Source organism: Actinocorallia sp. B10E7 (assembly GCF_039871655.1).
In the GTDB taxonomy this organism is placed as follows: domain Bacteria; phylum Actinomycetota; class Actinomycetes; order Streptosporangiales; family Streptosporangiaceae; genus Actinocorallia.
In genome coordinates this window covers 159,048-178,544 of record NZ_JBDPLZ010000010.1, presented here as the reverse complement: position 1 = coordinate 178,544, position 19,497 = coordinate 159,048, and the positions used below count along the sequence as shown (strand labels likewise).

Here is a 19,497-nt window from a genome sequence, read left to right as displayed (position 1 = left end):
CCCGGCAGCGCTCGTACGACTCGCGCTGCCGGGCCTGACGCGTACCCGCCGACGATCATCCGCCTCGGCGAAGGCGATCAACGGGTGTCCGTCCTCGAACGGCCCATGTTCGACGGCAGGTCGCGGCCGATCTCCTCGCCGTTGACCTCGACGCTCATGGGGAACCGCGGCGTCTTCGTCGCCCCTCTCCTGTAGGCCTCCATGAGGGAGGAGCCGACCAGGGTCGTACGATACGCCGATCGACTACAAAACCCCCGTACAGCCTGAAAATAAGATCATTTCTCTGAACAGCGGCGACATCGGCGCCGGACACCCACCGCGGCGACTCGAGCGCAAGTGGCTACGACGTGGAGCCATGGCCGCCGTGCTCGCGCTTTTCGCCGTCGAGCTGGCGCTGGGCTGGCCGTCCCTGACCTCGGCGCTGTCGCAGCTGCGCGCGCCGCAGCCCGGCTGGCTCACCTCCGCCGTCATCGTGGAGCTGGCCGCCATGGTCATGTACGCGCGGATGCAACGCCGCCTGCTGCGCTCCGCCGGTGTGCGCGTGCCGATCCACCGCCACGTCGCCCTCGCCTACGCCGCCCACTCCCTCAGCGTCACCCTCCCGGGCGGACCGGCGTTCTCCACCCGCTTCAACTACCAGCAGATGCGCCGCTTCGGCGCCACCCCCGCCATCGCCTCCTGGTGCATCGCGCTGTCGGGCATCTTCTCGGCCGCCGCCCTCGCAGCCGTCACCACCGGCGGAGCCCTCGCGGCCCGCGGCGCCCCGTCCTGGCACACCCTCGCCGGCTTCACCCTCGCCGGTCTCCTGATCACGCTGGGTGTCCGGCAGACCACCCACCGACCCGAGGCTCTGGAGCCGGCCACCCGCGCCGCGCTGGCACGGATCAACCGGCTCCGGCATCAGCCGGCCACCCGCGACCTCGACCGTATCCGCGCCTTCGCCGACCAGCTGCGCGCCGCCCGGCTCGGCCCCGCTCACGCCGCCGCGGCCGGGGTCTACGCTTTGCTCAACTGGCTGCTGGACGCCGTCTGCCTGTGGATGTGCCTCCAGGCCGTCAGCGACACCGGCATCAACGCCACCCAACTGCTGCTGGCCTTCTGCGCGGGCATGGCCGCCGGCACCCTCACGATCGTTCCCGGCGGGCTCGGCATCATCGACAGCGCCCTGATCCTCGGCCTCCTCACCGGCGGCGTCGACGCCCCGACCGCGATCGCGACGGTCGTGCTCTACCGCCTCATCAGCTTCGGCTTCATCATCGGCATCGGCTGGATCACCTGGCTGTTCATGCGGCGCCACCACCGCGACCGGACCGCCGGCACCGCCGAGCCCGAGGGCCTCACACCGTGAACGGCACCGCCGGAGGCATTCGGGCGTCCTGGTGGTCGGCTCAGGCGGAGGGGGCGGCTCGGTCGAGGGTCTCGCGGGTACTGCGGGGCATGGAGACGCTGAAGCCTCCGTCGATGGGCAGGTCGGTGCCGGTGATGAAACCGGAGTACGGGCCGGCGAGGAAGACGACGGCGTGGGCGACGTCGTCAGGGTGGCCCCAGCGGTCGAGGGGAACGAGGTCGAGAGCCGCCTCGCTGAGTGCGGGGTCGCGGGTGTAGGCGGTGTTGATGTCGGTGTCGATCCAGGCGGGGCTGACGGCGTTGACGCGCACGCCCGCCGGGCCGAGTTCGCAGGCGAGGGCCTGGGTGAGGTGCCGCATACCGGCCTTGGCCGCGCCGTAGGGGGCGATGGCGGGCCAGGGGGCGTGGACGGCGATGGAGGAGACGTTGATGATGGAGCCGGAGCCCCGTTCGGCCATACCCCGGCCCAGCCGCTGGCAGAACAGCAGAGTGCTGGTCAGGTTGAGGTCGAAGACCTTCTGCCAGCCGTCGGTCCGGACATCGAGGAGAGCGGCCTGGAACCTGGGGCCGCCCGCGTTGTTGACCAGGATGTCGACGGATCCCAGCTCGTCCTCGATGCGCGTGCACGCGGCCTCGATCTGCTCGGCTCGAGTGACGTCGCAGGTGACGGCCAGCCCTCGGCGGCCGGTTTCGCGGACCTGATCGGCGACTTCCTCCAGGTCGGGAAGGGAGCGGCCGAGGACCGCGACGTCGGCGCCGGCTTCGGCGAGCCGCACCGCGCAGGCCGCGCCGATGCCGCGGGACCCTCCTGTGACAAGGGCGATCCGGCCTGTGAGGGGTCCCTGGTTCTGTGCGGCGGATGGTTCTTCGTTCATCAGAGGTCCTTGCGGGAGGTGCCGAGCACCCGGGGTCGAGGGCCGGGTGCTCGGGACAGGGGCGGGTTCGTCAGGGACGCCAGCGGGCCCTGCGGGTGCCGGCCTCGCCTGCGCGGATGAGCTGGAGGCGGGGCTTGGGCCCGTCGGTGCGACCGGTCTGCGGCTTGCGCTGTCCGGCGCGCCAGGGCAGCGGCCAGGTGGCGCCGGACCCGGCGTAGTCCTGTTCGGCGGCGGCGTGCAGGGTCCAGTTGGGGTCGTAGAGGTGGACGCGGCCCAGCGCGCACAGGTCGGCCCGGCCCGCCAGGAGGAGGGAGTTGACGTCGTCGTAGGAGGAGATGACGCCGACGGCGATGGTGGGGATGCCGATCTTGTTGCGGATCCGGTCGGCGAAGGGGGTCTGGTAGGAGCGGCCGAAGGCGGGGCGTTCCTCGGGTGCGACCTGGCCGGTGGAGACGTCGATGGCCGCGGCGCCCGCCTCGGCGAAGGCACGCGCGATCTCGACGGCGTCATCGCCGGTGACTCCGTCCTCGATCCAGTCGGTGGCCGAGATGCGGACGGTCAGGGGCTTGTGGGCCGGCCAGGCCTCGCGGACCGCGGCGAAGACCTCCAGGGGGTAGCGCAGCCGGTTCTCCAGGGAGCCGCCGTAGGAGTCGGTGCGGTGATTGGTGATCGGGGAGATGAACGACGACAGCAGGTAGCCGTGCGCGCAGTGCAGTTCCAGCAGGTCGAATCCCGCCTCGTCGGCGCGGCGGGCCGCGTCGACGAACTGGCGCGTGACCTCGGCCATCTCGGCGGCGTCGATCTCGCGCGGAACCTGGTTGACGCCTTCCCTGTAAGGGATCGCCGAGCATGAGACGAGGTCCCAGTTGCCTTCGCGGAGGGGCTGGTCGATGCCCTCCCACATGAGCCGGGTGGAGCCCTTGCGGCCGGAGTGCCCGAGTTGCAGGCCGATCTTCGCTTCGCTCTCGGCGTGGACGAAGTCGGTGACCTGCCGCCACTTCGCCGCTTGTGCATCGTTCCAGATGCCGGCGCAGCCCGGCGTGATGCGCCCGGTCTCCGAGACGCACACCATCTCGGTCATCACCAGGCCGGCGCCACCGAGGGCCTTGCCGCCGAGGTGGACGAGGTGGAAGTCGTTCGGCATACCGTCGACCGCCTTGTACATGTCCATCGGGGACACCACGATGCGGTTGGCGAGCCTCAGTTCGCCGAGGCGGAACGGGTGGAACATCGGCGGAGTGGAGGCGACGTCGTCGGGGCGCTCCTGGTGTCCGGCGAACCAGCCGTCGACGGAGGCCGTGAACTCGGGGTCGCGCAGGCGCAGGTTGTCGTAGGTGATGCGGCGGCTGCGCGTCAGGATGTTGAACGCGAACTGCTCTGCGTCCTGGTCGACGTACTGGCCGAGGTTCTCGAACCATTCCAGACTGGCCTGCGCGGCGCGCTGGGTGGACTGCACGACCGGCTTGCGCTCGGCCTCGTAGGCGGACAGGGCCGCATCGACGCCCGGGTGCTCGTGCAGGCACGCGACCAGTGCGAGCGCGTCCTCCATCGCGAGCTTGGTGCCCGAGCCGATCGAGAAGTGGGCGGTGTGCGCGGCGTCGCCGAGGATGACGATGTTCTCGTGCCGCCACGAGGCGTTGCGGACGGTCGTGAAACTGATCCACTTGCTGTTGTTGGCGAGGATCTCGCCGCCGTCGAGCGCCTCGGCGAACAGCTCGCGGATCTTCGCGATGGACTTCTCGTCCGACTCGCCGGGGGCGTACTCGCGGGCGGCGAAGGCGTCGAAGCCCGCCGCACGCCAGACGTCCTCGTGCATCTCGGCGATGAAGGTGCTGCCGTGGGCGTCGAAGGGGTAGGCGTGGCCCTGCATGACGCCGTAGGGGGTCTCGAGGATGAAGAACTCGAAGGCCTCGAAGACCTTGTCGGTGCCCAGCCACATGTACTTGCAGGCGCGCTGCTCCAAATCGGGCTGGAACGACCCGGCGTACCTGGTGCGCACCGCGGAGTTCAGCCCGTCGGAGGCGACCACCAGGTCATGCGACGCCGCGAGTTCGGCGACGTCGGGCGCCTCGGTCCGGAAGTGCACGGTCACCCCCAGCTCCAGGCAGCGCGCCTGCAGGATCTCCAGCAGCCGCTTGCGGCTCATCGCGGCGAACCCGTGCCCTCCGCTGGTGAGGACCCGCCCGCGGAAGTGGATGTCGATGTCGTCCCAGCGGGCGAACTCCTCGCACATCAGCCGGTAGACCTCGGGGTCGGCGTGCTCGATGCCGCCGAGGGTCTCGTCGGAGAAGACCACGCCGAACCCGAAGGTGTCATCGGGGGCGTTGCGCTCCCACACGGTGATCTCATGCCCGGGCTCCAGCTGCTTGGCGAGCGCCGCGAAGTACAGGCCTCCCGGGCCGCCTCCGATGACCGCTATACGCACGATGCCTCCTTGTAGGACGTCGATTCGCCTCAACGTATCGCGCCCATTAGACGACCGTCAATAAAACGAAATATCAGTGCCCGGGCTCGGCGCCCCCGGCGCGCCCGTCGGGGATCACGGCGACGCCGAGGATCTCGATCATCGCCTCGGGCTGCCAGAGCGCGGTGCAGCCGATGCCCGCCATCGCGGGGTAGACCGGCCCGGCGAGCTCCCGCCAGACCTCGCCGATCTCGCGGCCGTGCGCCTGGTAGTCCGGGATGTCGGTGAGGTAGATCGTGATGCTCACCAGGTCCTCGGGCTCGCCTCCGGCCTCGCGCAGGGTGGCGAGGACGTTGCCGAAGGCCTGGCGGAACTGCTCGACGATGCCGCCCTCGACGATGCGCATGTTCTCGTCCAGCGCGGTCTGGCCGCCCAGGTAGAGCGTGTTGCCGTGCAGCGTGCCGTGGGAGTAGCCACTGGGCTCGGGCAGGGAGGCGGGGTTGATGGATCGGGGCTTCATCGCTGCTCCTCGGGGTGCGTAGGATGTATTGACAATATCTGACGATCGTGAAAGATACGATACATCCACGATGCCGAGGAGGCGCGATCATGAAGCTGGCCACCGTGTCCGCCGACGACGGGACGACCAGCGCGGCCGTTCTGGTCGACGGCCTCTGGCGGGCGCTTCCCGCGCCCGACCTCGGGACATGGCTGCAGGGCGAGCGCGAGACCGATCCGGGAGAACCGCTGACCGGCTGGGCGCCGGTGAACCCTCTGCCCTCGCCCGGCAAGGTGATCTGCTGCGGGCTCAACTACGCAGACCACATCACCGAGACCGGACGCGACCTGCCCACCCACCCGACGCTCTTCGCCAAGCACGCCGACACCCTGCTCGGCCCGGGCGAGGAGATCGTCATCCCCGACGACGTCGCGCTGGACTGGGAGGCCGAACTCGCCGTCGTCGTCGGCGCGACCCTGCGCGGCGCCGACGAAGCCCGGGCCGCGGCGGCCATCGCGGGCTACACCGTCGCCAACGACATCTCCGTCCGCGACTGGCAGAAGCGCACCCTCCAGTGGTTCCAGGGCAAGGCGTGGGACGCCACCACGCCGCTCGGCCCGATCGTGGTCACTCCCGACGAGGTCGACCCCGCGGCGGGACTCGACGTCTCCTGCCGCGTCAACGGCGAGACCGTCCAGCACGCCAACACCCGGACCCTCGTCTTCGGCCCCGCCGTGCTCCTGGCCTACATCTCCACGTTCACCGTCCTGCGCCCCGGCGATGTCGTCCTGACCGGCACGCCCGGCGGGATCGGCGCGGCGATGACCCCGCCCCGCTTCCTCGCCGACGGCGACCTCGTCGAGACCGAGATCGACGGGATCGGCACCCTGCGCAACCGCGTCCGGCTCACCCCTTCGATCTGAACTGAGAGACCCGTGCACCCGAACCCCACCTCGCGGATCCTCACCGCGGCGCTCACCCTCACCCCGGCCGAGCCCGAGCACCACGACGAGGCATACCTCGCCACCACCCAGGACTGCCCATGGCCCAAGGCCTACGGCGGCGACCTCGTCGCCCAGGCCGCGGTCGCGGCGATCCGGTCCGTCGGCGGGGACCGGACGCTCCACTCGATGCACAGCTACTTCATGCGCCCCGCCGAAATCGGCGGCGAGGTCCGCTACGAGGTCGAGAAGCTGCGCGACGGACGGGGTTTCTCCACCCGGCAGGTCCGCGCCTACTCCGGTGGCAGACTCGCCTACACCGCCCTGGCCTCCTTCCACACCGGAGAGCACAGCGGCGAGCATGAGGCGTCCATGCCCGAAGGTCTGCCCGACCCCGAGTCGCTGCCCTCCAGCGCCGACTACCTCGAGCCCAGGCAGCCGGGAACCGACGAGGCCGGCGACATGACGAAGGAGTCCAAGGCCTACTGGTCGTTCGGGCGCGGCTTCGACATGCGGCACGTGCCCGGACCGGTCTACCTGACCGTCGAAGGCGGCGCGGTTCCCCACCAGGCGATCTGGGTCAAGCCGTTCGACGCGCTGCGGCCCGTTCCCGGTCTGTCGCCCGCGGCCCGCGACCTGGCGGCGCTCGCTTACGTGTGCGACTACACGATCCTGGAGCCGGTCCTGCGGCTGCTCGACCTCCCCTGGGCCACTCCGGGTCTCGTCACCGCGAGCCTCGACCACGCGATGTGGTTCCACAAGCCCGCCGAGATGGACGGATGGCTCCTGTACGCCCAGGAGGCCGCGGCCGCGGGATCGGGCCGCGGCCTCGGCCTCGGCCGGTTCTTCACCCGCGACGGCCGGCACCTCGCGACCGTCGCGCAGGAGGGGATCATCCGGCCCCGCTGACCGGCCATGAGGGCATCCGACGGACACCGGCCATCACATGACGACGGCCTTGCAGGAAAGGGAAAACAGATGGCGCCCACCACACCTCACCTCCTCGGCGTCGACCGGCTCGACGCGCTGGCGTCGCGGTACGTCGATGTCGACTCGCTTCCGTGGAAGCCGACCCCCAGCGAGGGGATCGACATGAAGGTCCTCGTCGAGGACAAGGAGACCGGACTGCTGACCGCGCTGTTCCGCTGGCAGCCCGGCTCCCACCTCGCGCTGCACGAGCACGTCGAGATCGAGCAGTCCTTCGTGCTCGAAGGCTCCCTCGAAGATGCCGAAGGAAAAGTGACGGCAGGCGACTTCGTGTGGCGGCCGGCCGGCAACCGGCACGAGGCGTGGTCCACCGAAGGCTGCCTGCTGATCGCTTTCTTCCTCAAGCCCAACCGCTTCCTCGAAGGCGAACTCGCCGGGACCCTCCTCGAATAAGCGGCGGTCTTCCCGGCGCGCCGTCCTCCGGGCCGGCTGAACCGGGGTATGAGGGCGTCGAACCGACGGCTGCGCCACAGCCCTCCTGGCGGACACGAAGCCGTCGGCCCCTACGGGCGCCCGAAGATCGGGCGCCCGTCCGATTCGGAGGAGAGACCATGGCAGGAAACGACGGAGGCGCACGACCCTCCGGTATCTTCGACGCCGTCATCGTCGGCAGCGGCATCAACGCGCTCGTCGCAGGCGCCCGCCTGGCCGGTGGCGGCTGGCGCGTCGCGGTGTGCGAGAGATCCGACAGGCCCGGCGGAGCCATCTACACGAGCCAGGACGTCTTCTCCGGCTACACCGTGGAACTGCTGTCCAGCTGGCATCCCCTCTTCGTGGGCGGACCCGCCTACGCCGCCCTCGCCGATGAGCTGGCGCGGCGCGGCGTCGTCTACCGCAACACCGACAAGCCCACCGGCGTGGTGTGCCGGGACGGCTCGGCGGTCCTGTCGACGGACCCGGACGCGTTGGCCCGGACCCTCGCCGAACACGGTGACGCCGAGACCTGGGCCGCGATGATGGCCGAGTTCGGCGGCAAGATCGACCTGGCGTTCGGGCTGCTCGGCACCGACTTCTGGCACCGCAGCTCGCTGAAGCTCGCCTGGCGGGCCCTGCGCAGACTCGGGAAGTCGGGCCTGGTCGCCACCGGCGCCGAGGTCCTCGAACCCGGCAGGCCCTGGCTGGAGCGCACCTTCACCTCGCCCGTCACCCGCGCGCTCCTCGCGCCGTGGGCCCTGCACAACGGTCTCGGTCCCGACGACGCCTCTTCGGCGTTCATCACCAAGGTCATCGCCGCCGCGGTCGCCACCGGCGGCATGCCCGTGCCCGAAGGCGGCGGCCGCCGCCTCGTCGACGCCCTCGTCGGCATCATCACCGACGCCGGAGGCGAACTGCTCACCGGCGCCGAAGTCGAGGAGGTGCTCGTCGCGCGCGGCCGCGCCGTCGGCGTGCGTCTGGGCGACGGGCGGCGGATCCAGGCCCGCAAGGCGGTCCTGGCCGGGGTCACCCCGCACGTCCTGTACGAGCGGCTCCTGGCGGGCAACGCACCCGCCGAGCGGCGCAAGGCCGCGCAGGCGTTCCGGCACGGCCGCGCCGCGATGCAGATCCACCTCGCGCTCAGCGAACCGCCTCGCTGGAATGATCCCGAGCTCGCCGATGTCGCCTTGGTCCACGTGCTCGACGATCTGGACTCCCTGTCGGCCTCGGTGAACGCCGCCTGGCGCGGTCTGCTGCCAGAGCGGCCCACCATCGGCGTCGGCCAGCCCGCCACCGTCGACCCCTCACGCGCCCCCGACGGCAAGGGCCTGCTGTGGATCCAACTCCAGGAGTTGCCGCGCGAGGTCCGCGGCGACGCGGCCGGACGGATCGACCCGGGCGACGGCACCTGGACGCCCAGGCTGCGCGAGGCCTACGCCGACCGGGTCATCGGCCTGCTGGAGCCGCACATCGCCAACCTGTCCGCCGTCACCGACCGGCGCGTGCTCGGCCCGAAGGAACTCGAGGAACTGAACGTCAACCTGGTGGGCGGAGACCCCTACGGCGGAGACTGCCGGATCGACCAGTACGCCCTGTGGCGGCCCCTGTCCTCGGGCACCGGCCACGCCACCGGTGTGGCGGGCCTGTGGCACATCGGCGCCTCCACCCACCCCGGCCCCGGCCTCGGCGGAGGATCGGGTTTCCTCGTCGCCGAGCGGCTGCTCCGCGGCCGCCGCAAGGCCTGAACGCAAAGACGCGCGAGCGGGGCGGACCGTATGGTCCGCCCCGCTGCGGTGTTCCCGGTGTGATCAGGCGGGGCGCAGGACGCTGCGCCGCAGCAACGGGTAGAGCACGACGACGATGACCAGGGACACCAGGAATCCCAAGGCCGTCACCCCCGTCTCCTGGAGGACGCCGCCCGTCACCGCCGCGGCGACGACGGAGATGACGCCCGCCCAGTTCACCGACTCCAGGGAGTCGGGGTCGGCGGTCCGGCCGCGACGGACGATGAAGAAGTCCGCGATGATGACGCCGGCCAGGGCGGTCGTCGTCACCCCGAGGATGCCCAGGTAGCTGGTGATCAGGCCGAGGATGTCCCCGGCGACCATCACCAGGCCGATGATGTTCGCGACGACGACCATGACGACGCGGCCGGGGTTGCGGCCGGACAGGCTGTCCACCAGGTTCGACAGCGCCAGCGACCCGCTGTAGGTGTTGAGGACCTGCGCCTTGGCCTGGGCGACCCACATGAGCAGGAAGCCGAGGAACCCGGCCAGGACGACGAAGAACGCACCGGAGTTGTTGTTGACCATCCAGGTCACCTTCTCCGCGATGCCCGCGCCCTCCTGTGTCGCCGCGATGCCGGGGTGGGCCTCCAGGTAGTCGCCGACGACGACGGAGCCCGCGTGGATGATGACCGTGCCGAGGACCACCACGATCACATCGATCATGATGGCGCCGCCGACGGCGAGGATGCCGACGTCCCGGCCCGAGCGCGCGTACCGGGCGAAGTCGGCGTCGACCAGGGCGAGCGCGCCTGCGGATCCCGCCAGCATGGACAGGACGACCGCGAAGCGGTCCCAGTCGCTGTCGTAGCCGGGCACGACCGGGCCGGCCGACAGCAGCGACCCCAGCGAGACGCCGGACTCCGACAGCGCGATCCCGGCCATGACGACGGTCAGGACGGTGAAGCCGATCAGCAGGATCATCGACGTCCGCTGGACCACCTTGAGGCCGAACGAGGTCAGCACGATCCACATGACCGTCAGGCCGCCGTAGATGACCAGCGCGTTGGTCGTGGTGGGCGACCACCCGAACATGAACAGGGTGCCGTAGTACAGCAGCGCGTTCTCCAGAGCCAGGAAGCCCAGGATCATGAACGCGAAGATGAGGGAGGCGATGGCCGAACCCCGCCGTCCCAGGCCGTACAGGCGCGCGGCGACGGTGCTGGAGGTGCCCGACTTGTAGGCGACGTGCCCGACCAGCCAGCCCAGACCGCCGCCGAACACCGCGACCAGGACACCGGCGAGGACGCCCCAGCCGACGCCGGCGATGAGGGTCACGCCGCCGCCGATGGCGAGCTGGATGAGCGTCGAGGCGATGCCCGCGGTGTTGGTCATCAGGCCCCAGCCCGACCGCCGCTCGGATTCCGGCACCGCGGTGAGCGCGTGGTCCTCCATCCGGGCGCGGACCGCCGACGCCGCGGGCTCATTCGTGGAACTGTGCACGTTGACACCTTCCTTGTGCACCGATGGTGTTTCCAGCGAACCCTATGCATCGGCGAAAATATGCTGCTATCCACATTGCGAAAAGCTGTATCCGATCTGCGTCGAATAGCTGCCGCACAGGGGTGGAGGCGTTGACAAAGCGAGCTTCGCGGATGTTCGATCCCGTTACCTGAACGACGATGAAAGGGATTTTTCGATGGCGCATCCACCCGTTGCCCTCTCGCATGTCGGGGCGACCGTGCCCGACCTGCCCGCGGCCATCGCCTGGTACCGCCGGATCCTCGGCTTCTACCTGCTGGCGGGGCCGATCGAGGTCATCGAGGACGACAGCCCGCTCGGGCGGGCGGCCGCGGGGATCTACGGCGAGGGATTTTGCGGATTCCAGTTCGCGCACCTGTGCGGAGCCGACGGCATCGGCGTCGAGTTGTTCCACTTCAAGAATCCTCCCACCTCCGCCCGGGAGAACAACTTCGAATTCTGGAAGACCGGGATCAACCATTTCGCGATCACCGCGGCGGACGTCGATGAGATGGCGAGCAGAATTGCCGAAGGAGGTGGAAGGATCCGCTCAGCGGTGGTGACGATCGACCCCGAGAAGGGATACGCGATCGTCTATTGCGAGGACCCGTGGGGCACCGTCATCGAAGTGTGCTCCCACCCGTACGCCCAGATGTGGGGATAGTTCCGGCACAGCGCAGCGTCACCGAGGGGGCCTCGCCGAAGTGCCTGCGGTAGTCGGCCGCGAAGCGCCCCAGATGGTGAAACCCCCACCGGGCGGCGACCGAGGTCACGGTCACGGTCTCCGGGTCCCCGTCCAGGAGGGCCCGGCGGACCCGCTCCAGCCTCGTCGTCCTCAGCTGCTCGGTGGGGCTCCGTCCCACATGGCGGCGGAAGCCCTCCTGCAGGACCCGAACGCTCACCGAGACCTCCGCCGCGATGTCCGCCACGGTGATCGGCTCCGCGGCCCGGCTTTCGATGAACTCCAGCGCGCGGCGGACGGTCCGCGGCGCCGCCGCGGGCCGGGCCCGGGTCAGCTCCGTACTGTAGGTGTGCGGCTGGCTGAGCAGCAGGTGCGTCATCAGCGCCGCGCGCAGGTGCGCCGACGCCGAAGGCTCACCGACGAGTCCTCCCCTGTCCTCGACCTCCTCGGACAGAAGCCGGGCCAGACGGACGAGGCTGCGTCCCGGCGGGGTGTCCAGCCGCATGGCGGGAGCGAACAGCAGAGGGCCGTCGGGGAAGCGTCCGAGCATGCGTCCCAGACACTCGTCGAGCGCCGTCTTGTCCAGCCGGATGATGAGCTGCGGGCTGTGCGGGGACCGGCGGACTTCGAGGCGGCCCGCGGGCGACAGGACGGCCGCGGTGCCCCGGTCGGAGACGATCTCGTGGCCGGCCCAGATGATCTGGGAGGACCGCGTCTCGGGGATCTCGATGAGATAGCAGTCGTCCAGCCCTTCCGCGTCGATGAGCACACCGGTGCCGTAGTCGAGATGGTGGAGTCCGATGCCTCCCGCGTCCGATGCGCGGAAGGCGACGTCGAACGGTGTGCGCACGTCCAGGATCTCCAGGCGGTGCGGGCAGAACGCCTCGCCGATCGTCTGCCTCGCCTCCTCGGGGTCGGTGCTGCGCAGCCGGTAGGGCTGTGGGAGCTGTACCTTGTCCACGGGTCACCCCCTTCGCGGCGGGTCGTGCGACCGTGGGGAGAGCCGCGCCGGCACTCCCCACGGATCATGGTGCGTCAGCGGGCGACGAGCGCCAGGACGCGGCAGGGGCTGCCCGAGCCGTTGACGATCGGCAGCGGCGCGGCGACGACGACGGCCCCGGTCGCCGGAAGCGCGTCGACGTTCCGCAGCTGAGTGAGGCCGTACTTGTTCGCGCCGAGGAACATCGCGTGGCACGGGAACGGCGGGTCGAAGGCGAACGCGCCGCCCGCGTCGGTGCCCACGGTCTCCACGCCGACCCCGAGGATGCCGGTCCCGGCGAGGTAGCGGGCGGCCTCGGGGCTCATCCCGGGGGTGTGCGCGCCGTTCTCATCGGCGTTGGCGAACGCCTCTGGGTCCTCGCCACGGGCGGACCAGCCCGTGCGGTAGATCAGCCAGGCGCCCTCGGGCAGCGCACCGTGCTCGGCCTCCCACGCGGTGATGTCCTCGACCGTGAGCAGGTAGTCGGGGTCCTTGGCGGCCTCGGCGGTCTTGTCGATGACGACGGCGGGACCGATGAGCCGCTTGACCGGGACCTGGGAGACGTCGTCGAGGTCCTTGCCGCTGACCCAGTGGTTGGGCGCGTCGAAGTGGGTGCCCGTGTGCTCGCCGGTCCGGAAGTTGTTCCAGTACCAGGCGGGTCCGCGGTCGTCGTAGCGGCTGATCTCCTCCAGTTCGAACCTGGCCGTCTGGCCCATCTCCGGGGGGAGCATGAGGATCGGGGTGCCGGCGTGGAGCGGGGAGGTGAGGTCGATGACCTCGATGGAGCCGTCGGCCAGTCCGGCCGCGAAGGCGCTGAGATCGGTCACAGGAGATTCCTTCATCTGTAGGGGAACGCCCGGTCAGGGCGCGAGGGAGGGTCGTGTTCCGGGGACCGCCGTGAGGGCAAGGCGCAGAGCGGTGCCGTCCTCGTCGGCGAGGGCCGCGGCCTTCAGCCGGGCGAGCCGCTCGGCCGCCCTGGGGCTTCCGGCGAGGGCACGGGCGGCATCGACGAGGAGGGCGAAGCTTTCGCCGCCGTGGGCGTGGGTTCGGCCGTAGCCCTTCAGCACGCCTTGGAGTTCGACGATCTCGCAGGCGAGGTCGTAGTCGTCGGGGGCGGTGGCGACGACGAGGTCGAGCCAGGCGTCGATGGCCTGCTGCTCGCGGCCGAACCGCAGGGAGCGGGGCCGCAGCGGCCGCATCCGCGCCATCACCCACAGAGCGCTGAATCCGAAGGCCGAGGTGGTGTTGACGACCATGCCGTCGCGGGTCGTCTTCTCCACCGCGCGGCGGAAGAGCTTCGACGCGGCCAGGCGCTCGCCGAGGCGGGTGGGCAGCGTGTCGGTGATCTCCTCGATCTGCGGGTGGAGGTACTCGCGGACCTGCATGAGCTGACCGGGCGCGGCGCGGGCTTCTTCGCGAATGCCGGCGATCCGGCTGCGCCTGATCTTCTGGAGAGCGACGTGGATCGTGTCCTGGTAGCACATCCACAGGGCCACGTGCCGGGCCGCCTCGGTGGTGAGCCGCGCGTCCGCGTCCGCGTCGGCCTCTGCGACCCTGGCGAGGCGCTCGAGGTAGCGATCGGTGTAGGCGGGTCCCTGGTAGACGGCGGTTCGCACGATGCCGCGCACCAGCATGGACCGGGCGGACCGGGGGAAGCCGGGGACCTTCGCGGCGTGGGCCTGGAGAGCCGGGCCGACCAGGCTGCCGGGATCGGTGGCCGCCAGCGCCTGGTGCCGCGCCTCTTCCTCAGCGGCGGTCTCGGCGGCCGGGTCGCGGGGAGGGCGCCGGCCGATGGTCACCGGCACGGGCCCGCTGCCCGCGGGCTTGGCGGGAGCAGGGAGGGGCGCGGGCCGCTGCGCCGCGTCGTGGCCGAGGTCGAAGGCCGCGAGGGACGCGTCGACGGCCTTGCCGGACCGGCGGACGGCGTCCTCGAATTCCTCCCGTGTGAACGGCAGGGCCCCGGACCCGGCGAGCGCTCCGAAAAGCGACGCGCTGATGACGCTGCCCGCCTTGCCGGCGAGTTCCATGAAGTCCGCGCCGACGAACCGCTTCGAGCCCGCGTGGGCGGCCTTCAAAAGCTCGTCTTTGTCGGCTCTGCCGTCGCCGAGCGCGATCCGCTCGGTGATGGCGTAGACACGGTTGGTGGAGGCGATGAGGGTGGTCCGGTCCGGGGTGCTGAAGCCTCGCTGGATCGCCCGGCCCGCCTCCATCAGCTCTGAGGCGATGACGATGTCGACCTCGCCGGGGGTGGGGAACAGGCTGAGGACCGGCTCGAGACGCGCGCCGCCGACGGGTGCCTCGGCCGGCGGGAACAACTCGACGTAGTAGACCGTCGCGCCGGTGCGCTGGGCGACGCCCGCGACCGAGGTGCTCTGCGCGGTGTAGCCCGCGTGCTCCCCGACCGACACGATCCAGTCGGACAGGACGCCGCCGCCCTCGCCTCCCATCGCGAGAACAGCGATCGTGATCGGACGCTGACCGGACTGCCATGTGCCCATCAGGCCACCTCGAACTTCGCGGCCCGGCGCTCGACCGGGGCTGTGAGCATCTGGATCCACGCGTTGCGGACCTTGGCGAGCGCACGGTCCCGCCACGTCTCGTTGATGACGACGTCGGTGCGGTAGAAGGACGGGCACAGGGACGCCGCGTGGGCGTTGGCCCCGCACACCCCGCAGCCGACACAGCTGTCGATCACGGTCGCCACCGGATCGGTGCGCATGGGGTCCGGGTTCGGCTTGATCGTCAGCGACGGGCAGCCGGACACCCGGATGCAGGCGTGGTCGCCGGTGCAGGTGTCGGCGTCGACGCCGTACCGCTGACGGACGACCCGCCTGCCCTCCTTGATCTTCTTGCTGGTCTCGGGCCTGACGCGGCGCTGCCGGTTCAGCTGGCACTCGCTCTGGGCCACGATGACCTTCGGGCCGCGCTCCTCGGACGTCAGCGCGTTGACGAACAGGTCCCGCAGCTCACCGACCTTGTAGGTGTTCGTGACCGTCTTGACCCACTTGGCGCCGACGCCGCGCACCGCCTTCTCGATCGGGTGCTTGGTGGAGCGGATCGGGTTGTCCGCCGTCGAGGACAGGACGTCCTGGCCGCCGGTCGCCGCGCTGTACTCGTTGTCGACGATGAGCAGGAGCTGGTCGGTCTCGTTGAAGACGGCGTTGCCCACACCGCTGGTCAGCCCGTTGTGCCAGAAGCCTCCGTCGCCCATGACCGCGATGGTGCGGCGGTCGGCGTCGGCGGAGTTCAGAGCCGCCGCGCCGGCCGAGCCCAGCCCGTAGCCCATCGTGGTGGCGCCCAGGTTGAACGGCTCGTTGATGGAGAACAGGTGGCAGCCGATGTCGGCGCTGATGTGGTGCTGCTTGCCGATCTCGCGCTCGGCGAGTTTCAGTGCGCTGAAGATGGGGCGCTCCGGGCAGCCGGTGCACAGGCCCGGCGGGCGCGCGTGCACGGCCTTCGGCTCGACCCTGGGCGCGAAGGGGCTGCCGGGGTCGTCCTCGGGCAGCAGCAGCGCGGGCGCGCCCTCGACGATGTCGGGCAGGTAGCGGCCGAGGAAGGCCGACAGGCCGCGGGTGACGGCGGCCGCGGTGTACTCGCCGCCCGCGGGCAGCATGTCCTTGCCGTGCAGCGGGGTCTGCGCTCCGGCACGCCGCAGGATCGTGTGGAGGTTCTGCTCGATGTAGTCGGGCTGGCCCTCCTCCACCATGAGGACGGCGCGTTTGTCCTCGCAGAAGTCCAGGACCTCGCTGTCGACCACGGGGTAGGTCACGTTCATGACGTAAAGCGGGATCTTGGTGTTGCCGAAGGCGTCGGAGCAGCCGAGCAGCTCCAGCGCACGATTGAGCGTGTTGTACAGGCCCCCCTGGACGATGATCCCGACGTCCGCGGCGCCGTCGGCGAAGACCTCGTTCATGCCGTGCTCGCGGATGAACTCGACGGCGGCCGGCCGGCGGGCGTTGATCTTCTCCTGCTCGTGCAGGAAGCTCGCCGGCGGCAGCACGATCCTGCTGAGGTCGCGCTTGGGGTTCTCGATCGCGTCCTTGATCGTCATGGCCGGGCGCACGTTGTCCTTGGCGGTGAAGGCGCCGGTCAGGTGGCACGAGCGCAGCCGCAGCTGGAGCATCACCGGGGTGTTGCTCGCCTCTGACAGCTCGAAGCCCGCCTCGACGGCGTCGACGATCGCGGTGATGCCGGGGCGCGGGTCCAGCAGCCACATCTGCGACTTCATCGCGAAGGCGTGGGACCGCTCCTGCATGATGCTGGAGCCTTCGCCGTAGTCCTCCCCAAGGATGACCAGCGCTCCGCCGGTGACGCCGCCGCTGGCCAGGTTGGCCAGGCCGTCGGAGGCCACGTTCAACCCGACGGTCGACTTGAACGTGATGGCCCCGCGCAGCGGGTAGTGCACGGACGCGGCCAGCATCGCCGCCGCGGTCGCCTCCGACGCGCTGTTCTCGAAGTAGACGTCCAGCTCCTGCAGGATCTCCCTGGCGTCGCCGAGGACGTCCATCAGATGGGAGATCGGGGCGCCCTGGTATCCGCCCACGTAGGCGACGCCCGACTGGAGCAGGGCCTTGGTGACGGCGAGGATGCCCTCCACGTGCAGGGTGGTCCCCGCGCCGTGGCGCAGCTGCTGGACCTCGTCGGCAAAGGATCGCTCGGCCATACCGGCTCCTCTTCGTTGGTTCAAGTGAGGTCAGGCCTCAGACGCTAGCCCATCTTCTTCTTATATGTCGACCGTCAATATTCCGCACCATCCACGACCCTCGCGGTCGCCGCGAGCGACCGGGCGACCGCATCACCAAGCCGACAGGGAATCGCTATTCTGACGGTGGTTAAATCTGCGCAACACGACGGAAGGACCACCGGATGGCAGACGACGAGGAGTTCACCGGCCGCGGCCAGACGCCCCGCGCGTTGATCGTCACCGTGTACGGCTTGTACGCGCGCGAGGCAGGCGGCTGGATGAGCGTCGCCTCGGTCATCCGGCTGCTGGCGCGGTGCGGGGTCGACGCGCCTTCGGTCCGCTCGGCGGTCTTCCGGCTCAAGCGGAGCGGGCTGCTGGTCTCGGAGAAGAAGGACGGCGTCGCCGGGTACGCGCTGTCGGACGACGGGACAGCGATCTTGCGCGAAGGCGACCGCAGGATCTTCGAGCGGCGCAGGGCGACCCTGAACGACGGCTGGCTCCTGGCCGTCTTCAGCGTCCCGGAATCCGAGCGCGACAAGCGCCACCAGTTGCGCTCCCGCCTGTCGTGGCTCGGGTTCGGCACGGTCTCCGCGGGGGTCTGGATCGCTCCTTCCCACCTGCTGGAGGAGACCAGGGAAGTACTGACACGCCATGGGCTCGCCTCCTACGTCAACCTCTTCGAGTCCCATCACGTGGGGTTCGCCGACATCGCCGGCCAAGCCCCCGCCTGGTGGGACCTGGCCCGGCTGCAGACGCTGTACCAGGACTTCCTCGACCGGTACCGCCCCGTCCTGGACCGCTACCGGCAGGCCGAGGAGATCGATCCGGCCGAGGCGTTCACCGACTACATCGGGGCGCTGACCGACTGGCGGCGCCTGCCCTACTCCGACCCCGGCCTCGCGGTCGAGGTGCTTCCCGCCGACTGGAACGGTGCGCGCGCCGCAGACGCCTTCTTCGAGCTCCACGAACGGCTGGCCAAGCCCGCCCACGAGTTCGTCGAATCCGTCCTGCGGACCCCGGCCGAGTGACCGGCCTGGCCTGCGGGGCCCACCGTTCCTCTTCCAGAGGAGAACGTAGACAGAACAGGAGCCGCACGCTATCCGGATAACGCGCCGACTATCCCGTGGAAGACGCCCCGGGCGCTCAGCGGAGTATTTACACGCAGGACAATAGGGAATTTCCTTACGGCCCGTAAAGAAATTCCCTTTCACTCTGGTCGGCGACCCTGCTTGTGACCGAGGGCACATCCTCATTAGAGTGCCGGGCACGCGTGGTCCACCCGGAGGTGCTCATGAAATCGGCCTCGACGCCGCCACCCCCGCCGCTGGCACGCTTCGAACGCGTTCACACCACCGAGGTGGACGAGGCCCGCACGGCGGTGGGCGAGGCCTTCTGCCCGCACCACCTCATCCCGCTCCACGGCACAGGGCAGGTGGATGCTCGGCTCCACTCCGCACGGGCCGGGCACATAGGACTGCACTACCTCGACTACGGCTCGAGCGTCCGGATCGCTCCCGGTGAACTCTCGACCTTTTACCTGATCCAGATCCCTCTCGCCGGGAAGGCGGAGGTCCGGTGCGGCGGCGACCGGATCGTCTCCGATCCCGGCATGGCCTCGGTGCCGGCGCCCGACCATCTCCTCGAGATGCGCTGGAGCGAGCACAACCCGCAGCTCATCGTCCGGATCGAACGCTTGCGGCTGGAAGATCATCTGAGCAGGATGCTGGGCCGGCCGCTGTCCGAGCCCATCCGGTTCGACCTCGGCATGGACCTCACCGATCCGGGGATCCGGTCCTGGCGGAGGGTGGTGGACCTGCTCGTCGACGAGGTCGACGGTGACGGCGAGATCCAGAACGAGCCGATCGCGATGTCGGAAGTCGAACGATTGCTGCTGAGCCGCCTGGTGCTCGCGCAGCCGAACAACTACTCGGGCCTGCTGCATCGCCGACCGCCGCGGGTCGCGTCCAGACCTATCCGCCACGCCGCCGAACTGATCCAGGCGCACGCCTCGGAACCACTGTGCGTCGAGGACGTCGCGGAGGCCGTCGGGCTCAGCGTGCGCGCGCTGCAGGAAGGTTTCCGCCGCCACCTGGACACGACACCGATGAACTACGTGCGTGAGGTCCGACTCCAGCGCGCGCACGACGACCTGGTCGCGGCCGACCCGACCAGGGACTCCGTCACGGATATCGCCCTGCGCTGGGGTTTCCTGCACGCCGGCCGGTTTTCCGTGCTGTATCGCGAGCGCTTCGGCGAGCCCCCCTCGGTGACGCTGCGCCGGTGACCGGCGGCGAGCACGATCCCTTTCCCGTGAACGTCCGGTGTCGGACGGCATGGCGCGTCGGGCAGCCGGTCGCTCGCGGGAGCCGCCGGGCAGGCTGAGAGCGCGGCCACCTCCGGCCCCCTATGTCCCGAATGCTCTGAATGTTCTGAATGCCCA

The 19,497-nt window shown here is 70.2% G+C and carries 17 protein-coding genes; 8 read left to right on the top strand and 9 right to left on the bottom strand.

All coding sequences use genetic code 11. The annotated features are described in order from the left end of the window. Nucleotides 1–77: 77 nt before the first annotated feature. On the bottom strand, nucleotides 78–203 hold the full coding sequence (locus ABGB12_RS28705) for a hypothetical protein (RefSeq protein ID WP_347682599.1): 126 nt from the start codon (nucleotides 201–203) through the stop codon (nucleotides 78–80). A 152-nt stretch (nucleotides 204–355) separates the two neighbouring features. Between ABGB12_RS28705 and ABGB12_RS28700 the strand changes: the two genes are divergently transcribed. Then, nucleotides 356–1,348, top strand: coding sequence for a YbhN family protein (locus ABGB12_RS28700; RefSeq protein WP_347682598.1), 993 nt, complete (start codon nucleotides 356–358; stop codon nucleotides 1,346–1,348). Between the two features lie 40 nt (nucleotides 1,349–1,388). On the opposite strand, the gene ABGB12_RS28695 is transcribed toward ABGB12_RS28700, so the two are convergent. From ABGB12_RS28695 to ABGB12_RS28685, 3 genes are all read right to left on the bottom strand, one after another. Then, complete coding sequence (locus ABGB12_RS28695) at nucleotides 1,389–2,222, bottom strand: SDR family NAD(P)-dependent oxidoreductase (protein WP_347682597.1); 834 nt, start codon at nucleotides 2,220–2,222, stop codon at nucleotides 1,389–1,391. Between the two features lie 70 nt (nucleotides 2,223–2,292). Next, nucleotides 2,293–4,647, bottom strand: a complete 2,355-nt coding sequence (locus ABGB12_RS28690) for a bifunctional salicylyl-CoA 5-hydroxylase/oxidoreductase (RefSeq protein WP_347682596.1) — start codon at nucleotides 4,645–4,647, stop codon at nucleotides 2,293–2,295. A gap of 73 nt (nucleotides 4,648–4,720) precedes the next feature. Then, complete coding sequence (locus tag ABGB12_RS28685; protein WP_347682595.1) at nucleotides 4,721–5,146, bottom strand: RidA family protein; 426 nt, start codon at nucleotides 5,144–5,146, stop codon at nucleotides 4,721–4,723. 89 nt (nucleotides 5,147–5,235) lie between these two features. Here ABGB12_RS28685 and ABGB12_RS28680 point away from each other — a divergent pair, with 89 nt between their 5' ends. From ABGB12_RS28680 to ABGB12_RS28665, 4 genes are all read left to right on the top strand, one after another. Next, complete coding sequence (locus tag ABGB12_RS28680; RefSeq protein ID WP_347682594.1) at nucleotides 5,236–6,048, top strand: fumarylacetoacetate hydrolase family protein; 813 nt, start codon at nucleotides 5,236–5,238, stop codon at nucleotides 6,046–6,048. Between the two features lie 12 nt (nucleotides 6,049–6,060). Beyond that, nucleotides 6,061–6,975 (top strand): acyl-CoA thioesterase domain-containing protein, encoded by a 915-nt coding sequence (locus ABGB12_RS28675; RefSeq protein ID WP_347682593.1) that lies wholly within the window; start codon nucleotides 6,061–6,063, stop codon nucleotides 6,973–6,975. 69 nt (nucleotides 6,976–7,044) lie between these two features. Beyond that, on the top strand, nucleotides 7,045–7,446 hold the full coding sequence (locus tag ABGB12_RS28670; RefSeq protein ID WP_347682592.1) for a cupin domain-containing protein: 402 nt from the start codon (nucleotides 7,045–7,047) through the stop codon (nucleotides 7,444–7,446). Between the two features lie 158 nt (nucleotides 7,447–7,604). Then, nucleotides 7,605–9,212 carry an NAD(P)/FAD-dependent oxidoreductase gene (locus tag ABGB12_RS28665; RefSeq protein WP_347682591.1) on the top strand — a complete coding sequence of 536 codons (1,608 nt, stop codon included), beginning with the start codon at nucleotides 7,605–7,607 and terminating at the stop codon, nucleotides 9,210–9,212. A 63-nt stretch (nucleotides 9,213–9,275) separates the two neighbouring features. Here the strand turns inward: ABGB12_RS28665 and ABGB12_RS28660 are convergent, their stop codons facing one another. After that, nucleotides 9,276–10,694, bottom strand: a complete 1,419-nt coding sequence (locus tag ABGB12_RS28660) for a cytosine permease (RefSeq protein WP_347682590.1) — start codon at nucleotides 10,692–10,694, stop codon at nucleotides 9,276–9,278. 196 nt (nucleotides 10,695–10,890) lie between these two features. On the opposite strand from ABGB12_RS28660, the gene ABGB12_RS28655 reads away from it, so the two are divergent. Beyond that, entirely contained in the window at nucleotides 10,891–11,376 is a 486-nt protein-coding gene (locus ABGB12_RS28655) for a VOC family protein (RefSeq protein ID WP_347682589.1), read from the top strand. Here the strand turns inward: ABGB12_RS28655 and ABGB12_RS28650 are convergent. From ABGB12_RS28650 to ABGB12_RS28635, 4 genes are all read right to left on the bottom strand, one after another. Continuing rightward, nucleotides 11,333–12,355, bottom strand: coding sequence for an AraC family transcriptional regulator (locus tag ABGB12_RS28650; protein WP_347682588.1), 1,023 nt, complete (start codon nucleotides 12,353–12,355; stop codon nucleotides 11,333–11,335). The two genes, ABGB12_RS28655 and ABGB12_RS28650, sit on opposite strands and share 44 nt — an antisense overlap. Before the next feature lie 74 nt (nucleotides 12,356–12,429). Beyond that, complete coding sequence (locus ABGB12_RS28645) at nucleotides 12,430–13,200, bottom strand: cyclase family protein (protein ID WP_347682587.1); 771 nt, start codon at nucleotides 13,198–13,200, stop codon at nucleotides 12,430–12,432. A gap of 33 nt (nucleotides 13,201–13,233) precedes the next feature. Further along, nucleotides 13,234–14,871: an indolepyruvate oxidoreductase subunit beta family protein gene (locus ABGB12_RS28640; protein ID WP_347682586.1), complete on the bottom strand. Its 1,638-nt coding sequence runs from the start codon at nucleotides 14,869–14,871 to the stop codon at nucleotides 13,234–13,236. After that, nucleotides 14,871–17,036: an indolepyruvate ferredoxin oxidoreductase subunit alpha gene (locus tag ABGB12_RS28635; protein ID WP_347682585.1), complete on the bottom strand. Its 2,166-nt coding sequence runs from the start codon at nucleotides 17,034–17,036 to the stop codon at nucleotides 14,871–14,873. The genes ABGB12_RS28640 and ABGB12_RS28635 overlap by 1 nt, the downstream gene beginning before the upstream one ends. Nucleotides 17,037–17,239: 203 nt before the next feature. On the opposite strand from ABGB12_RS28635, the gene ABGB12_RS28630 reads away from it, so the two are divergent. After that, entirely contained in the window at nucleotides 17,240–18,085 is an 846-nt protein-coding gene (locus tag ABGB12_RS28630; RefSeq protein ID WP_347682584.1) for a PaaX family transcriptional regulator C-terminal domain-containing protein, read from the top strand. Nucleotides 18,086–18,348: 263 nt separating this feature from the next. Continuing rightward, nucleotides 18,349–19,341 carry an AraC family transcriptional regulator gene (locus ABGB12_RS28625; protein WP_347682583.1) on the top strand — a complete coding sequence of 331 codons (993 nt, stop codon included), beginning with the start codon at nucleotides 18,349–18,351 and terminating at the stop codon, nucleotides 19,339–19,341. Nucleotides 19,342–19,497: the final 156 nt, after the last annotated feature.

Coding starts and splice junctions, on each gene's coding strand:
- ABGB12_RS28705 (WP_347682599.1), bottom strand. CDS start 203: ATGGAGGCCTACAGGAGAGGGGCGACGAAGACGCCGCGGTTCCCCATG.
- ABGB12_RS28700 (WP_347682598.1), top strand. CDS start 356: ATGGCCGCCGTGCTCGCGCTTTTCGCCGTCGAGCTGGCGCTGGGCTGG.
- ABGB12_RS28695 (WP_347682597.1), bottom strand. CDS start 2,222: ATGAACGAAGAACCATCCGCCGCACAGAACCAGGGACCCCTCACAGGC.
- ABGB12_RS28685 (WP_347682595.1), bottom strand. CDS start 5,146: ATGAAGCCCCGATCCATCAACCCCGCCTCCCTGCCCGAGCCCAGTGGC.
- ABGB12_RS28680 (WP_347682594.1), top strand. CDS start 5,236: ATGAAGCTGGCCACCGTGTCCGCCGACGACGGGACGACCAGCGCGGCC.
- ABGB12_RS28670 (WP_347682592.1), top strand. CDS start 7,045: ATGGCGCCCACCACACCTCACCTCCTCGGCGTCGACCGGCTCGACGCG.
- ABGB12_RS28665 (WP_347682591.1), top strand. CDS start 7,605: ATGGCAGGAAACGACGGAGGCGCACGACCCTCCGGTATCTTCGACGCC.
- ABGB12_RS28655 (WP_347682589.1), top strand. CDS start 10,891: ATGGCGCATCCACCCGTTGCCCTCTCGCATGTCGGGGCGACCGTGCCC.
- ABGB12_RS28640 (WP_347682586.1), bottom strand. CDS start 14,871: ATGGGCACATGGCAGTCCGGTCAGCGTCCGATCACGATCGCTGTTCTC.
- ABGB12_RS28635 (WP_347682585.1), bottom strand. CDS start 17,036: ATGGCCGAGCGATCCTTTGCCGACGAGGTCCAGCAGCTGCGCCACGGC.
- ABGB12_RS28630 (WP_347682584.1), top strand. CDS start 17,240: ATGGCAGACGACGAGGAGTTCACCGGCCGCGGCCAGACGCCCCGCGCG.
- ABGB12_RS28625 (WP_347682583.1), top strand. CDS start 18,349: ATGAAATCGGCCTCGACGCCGCCACCCCCGCCGCTGGCACGCTTCGAA.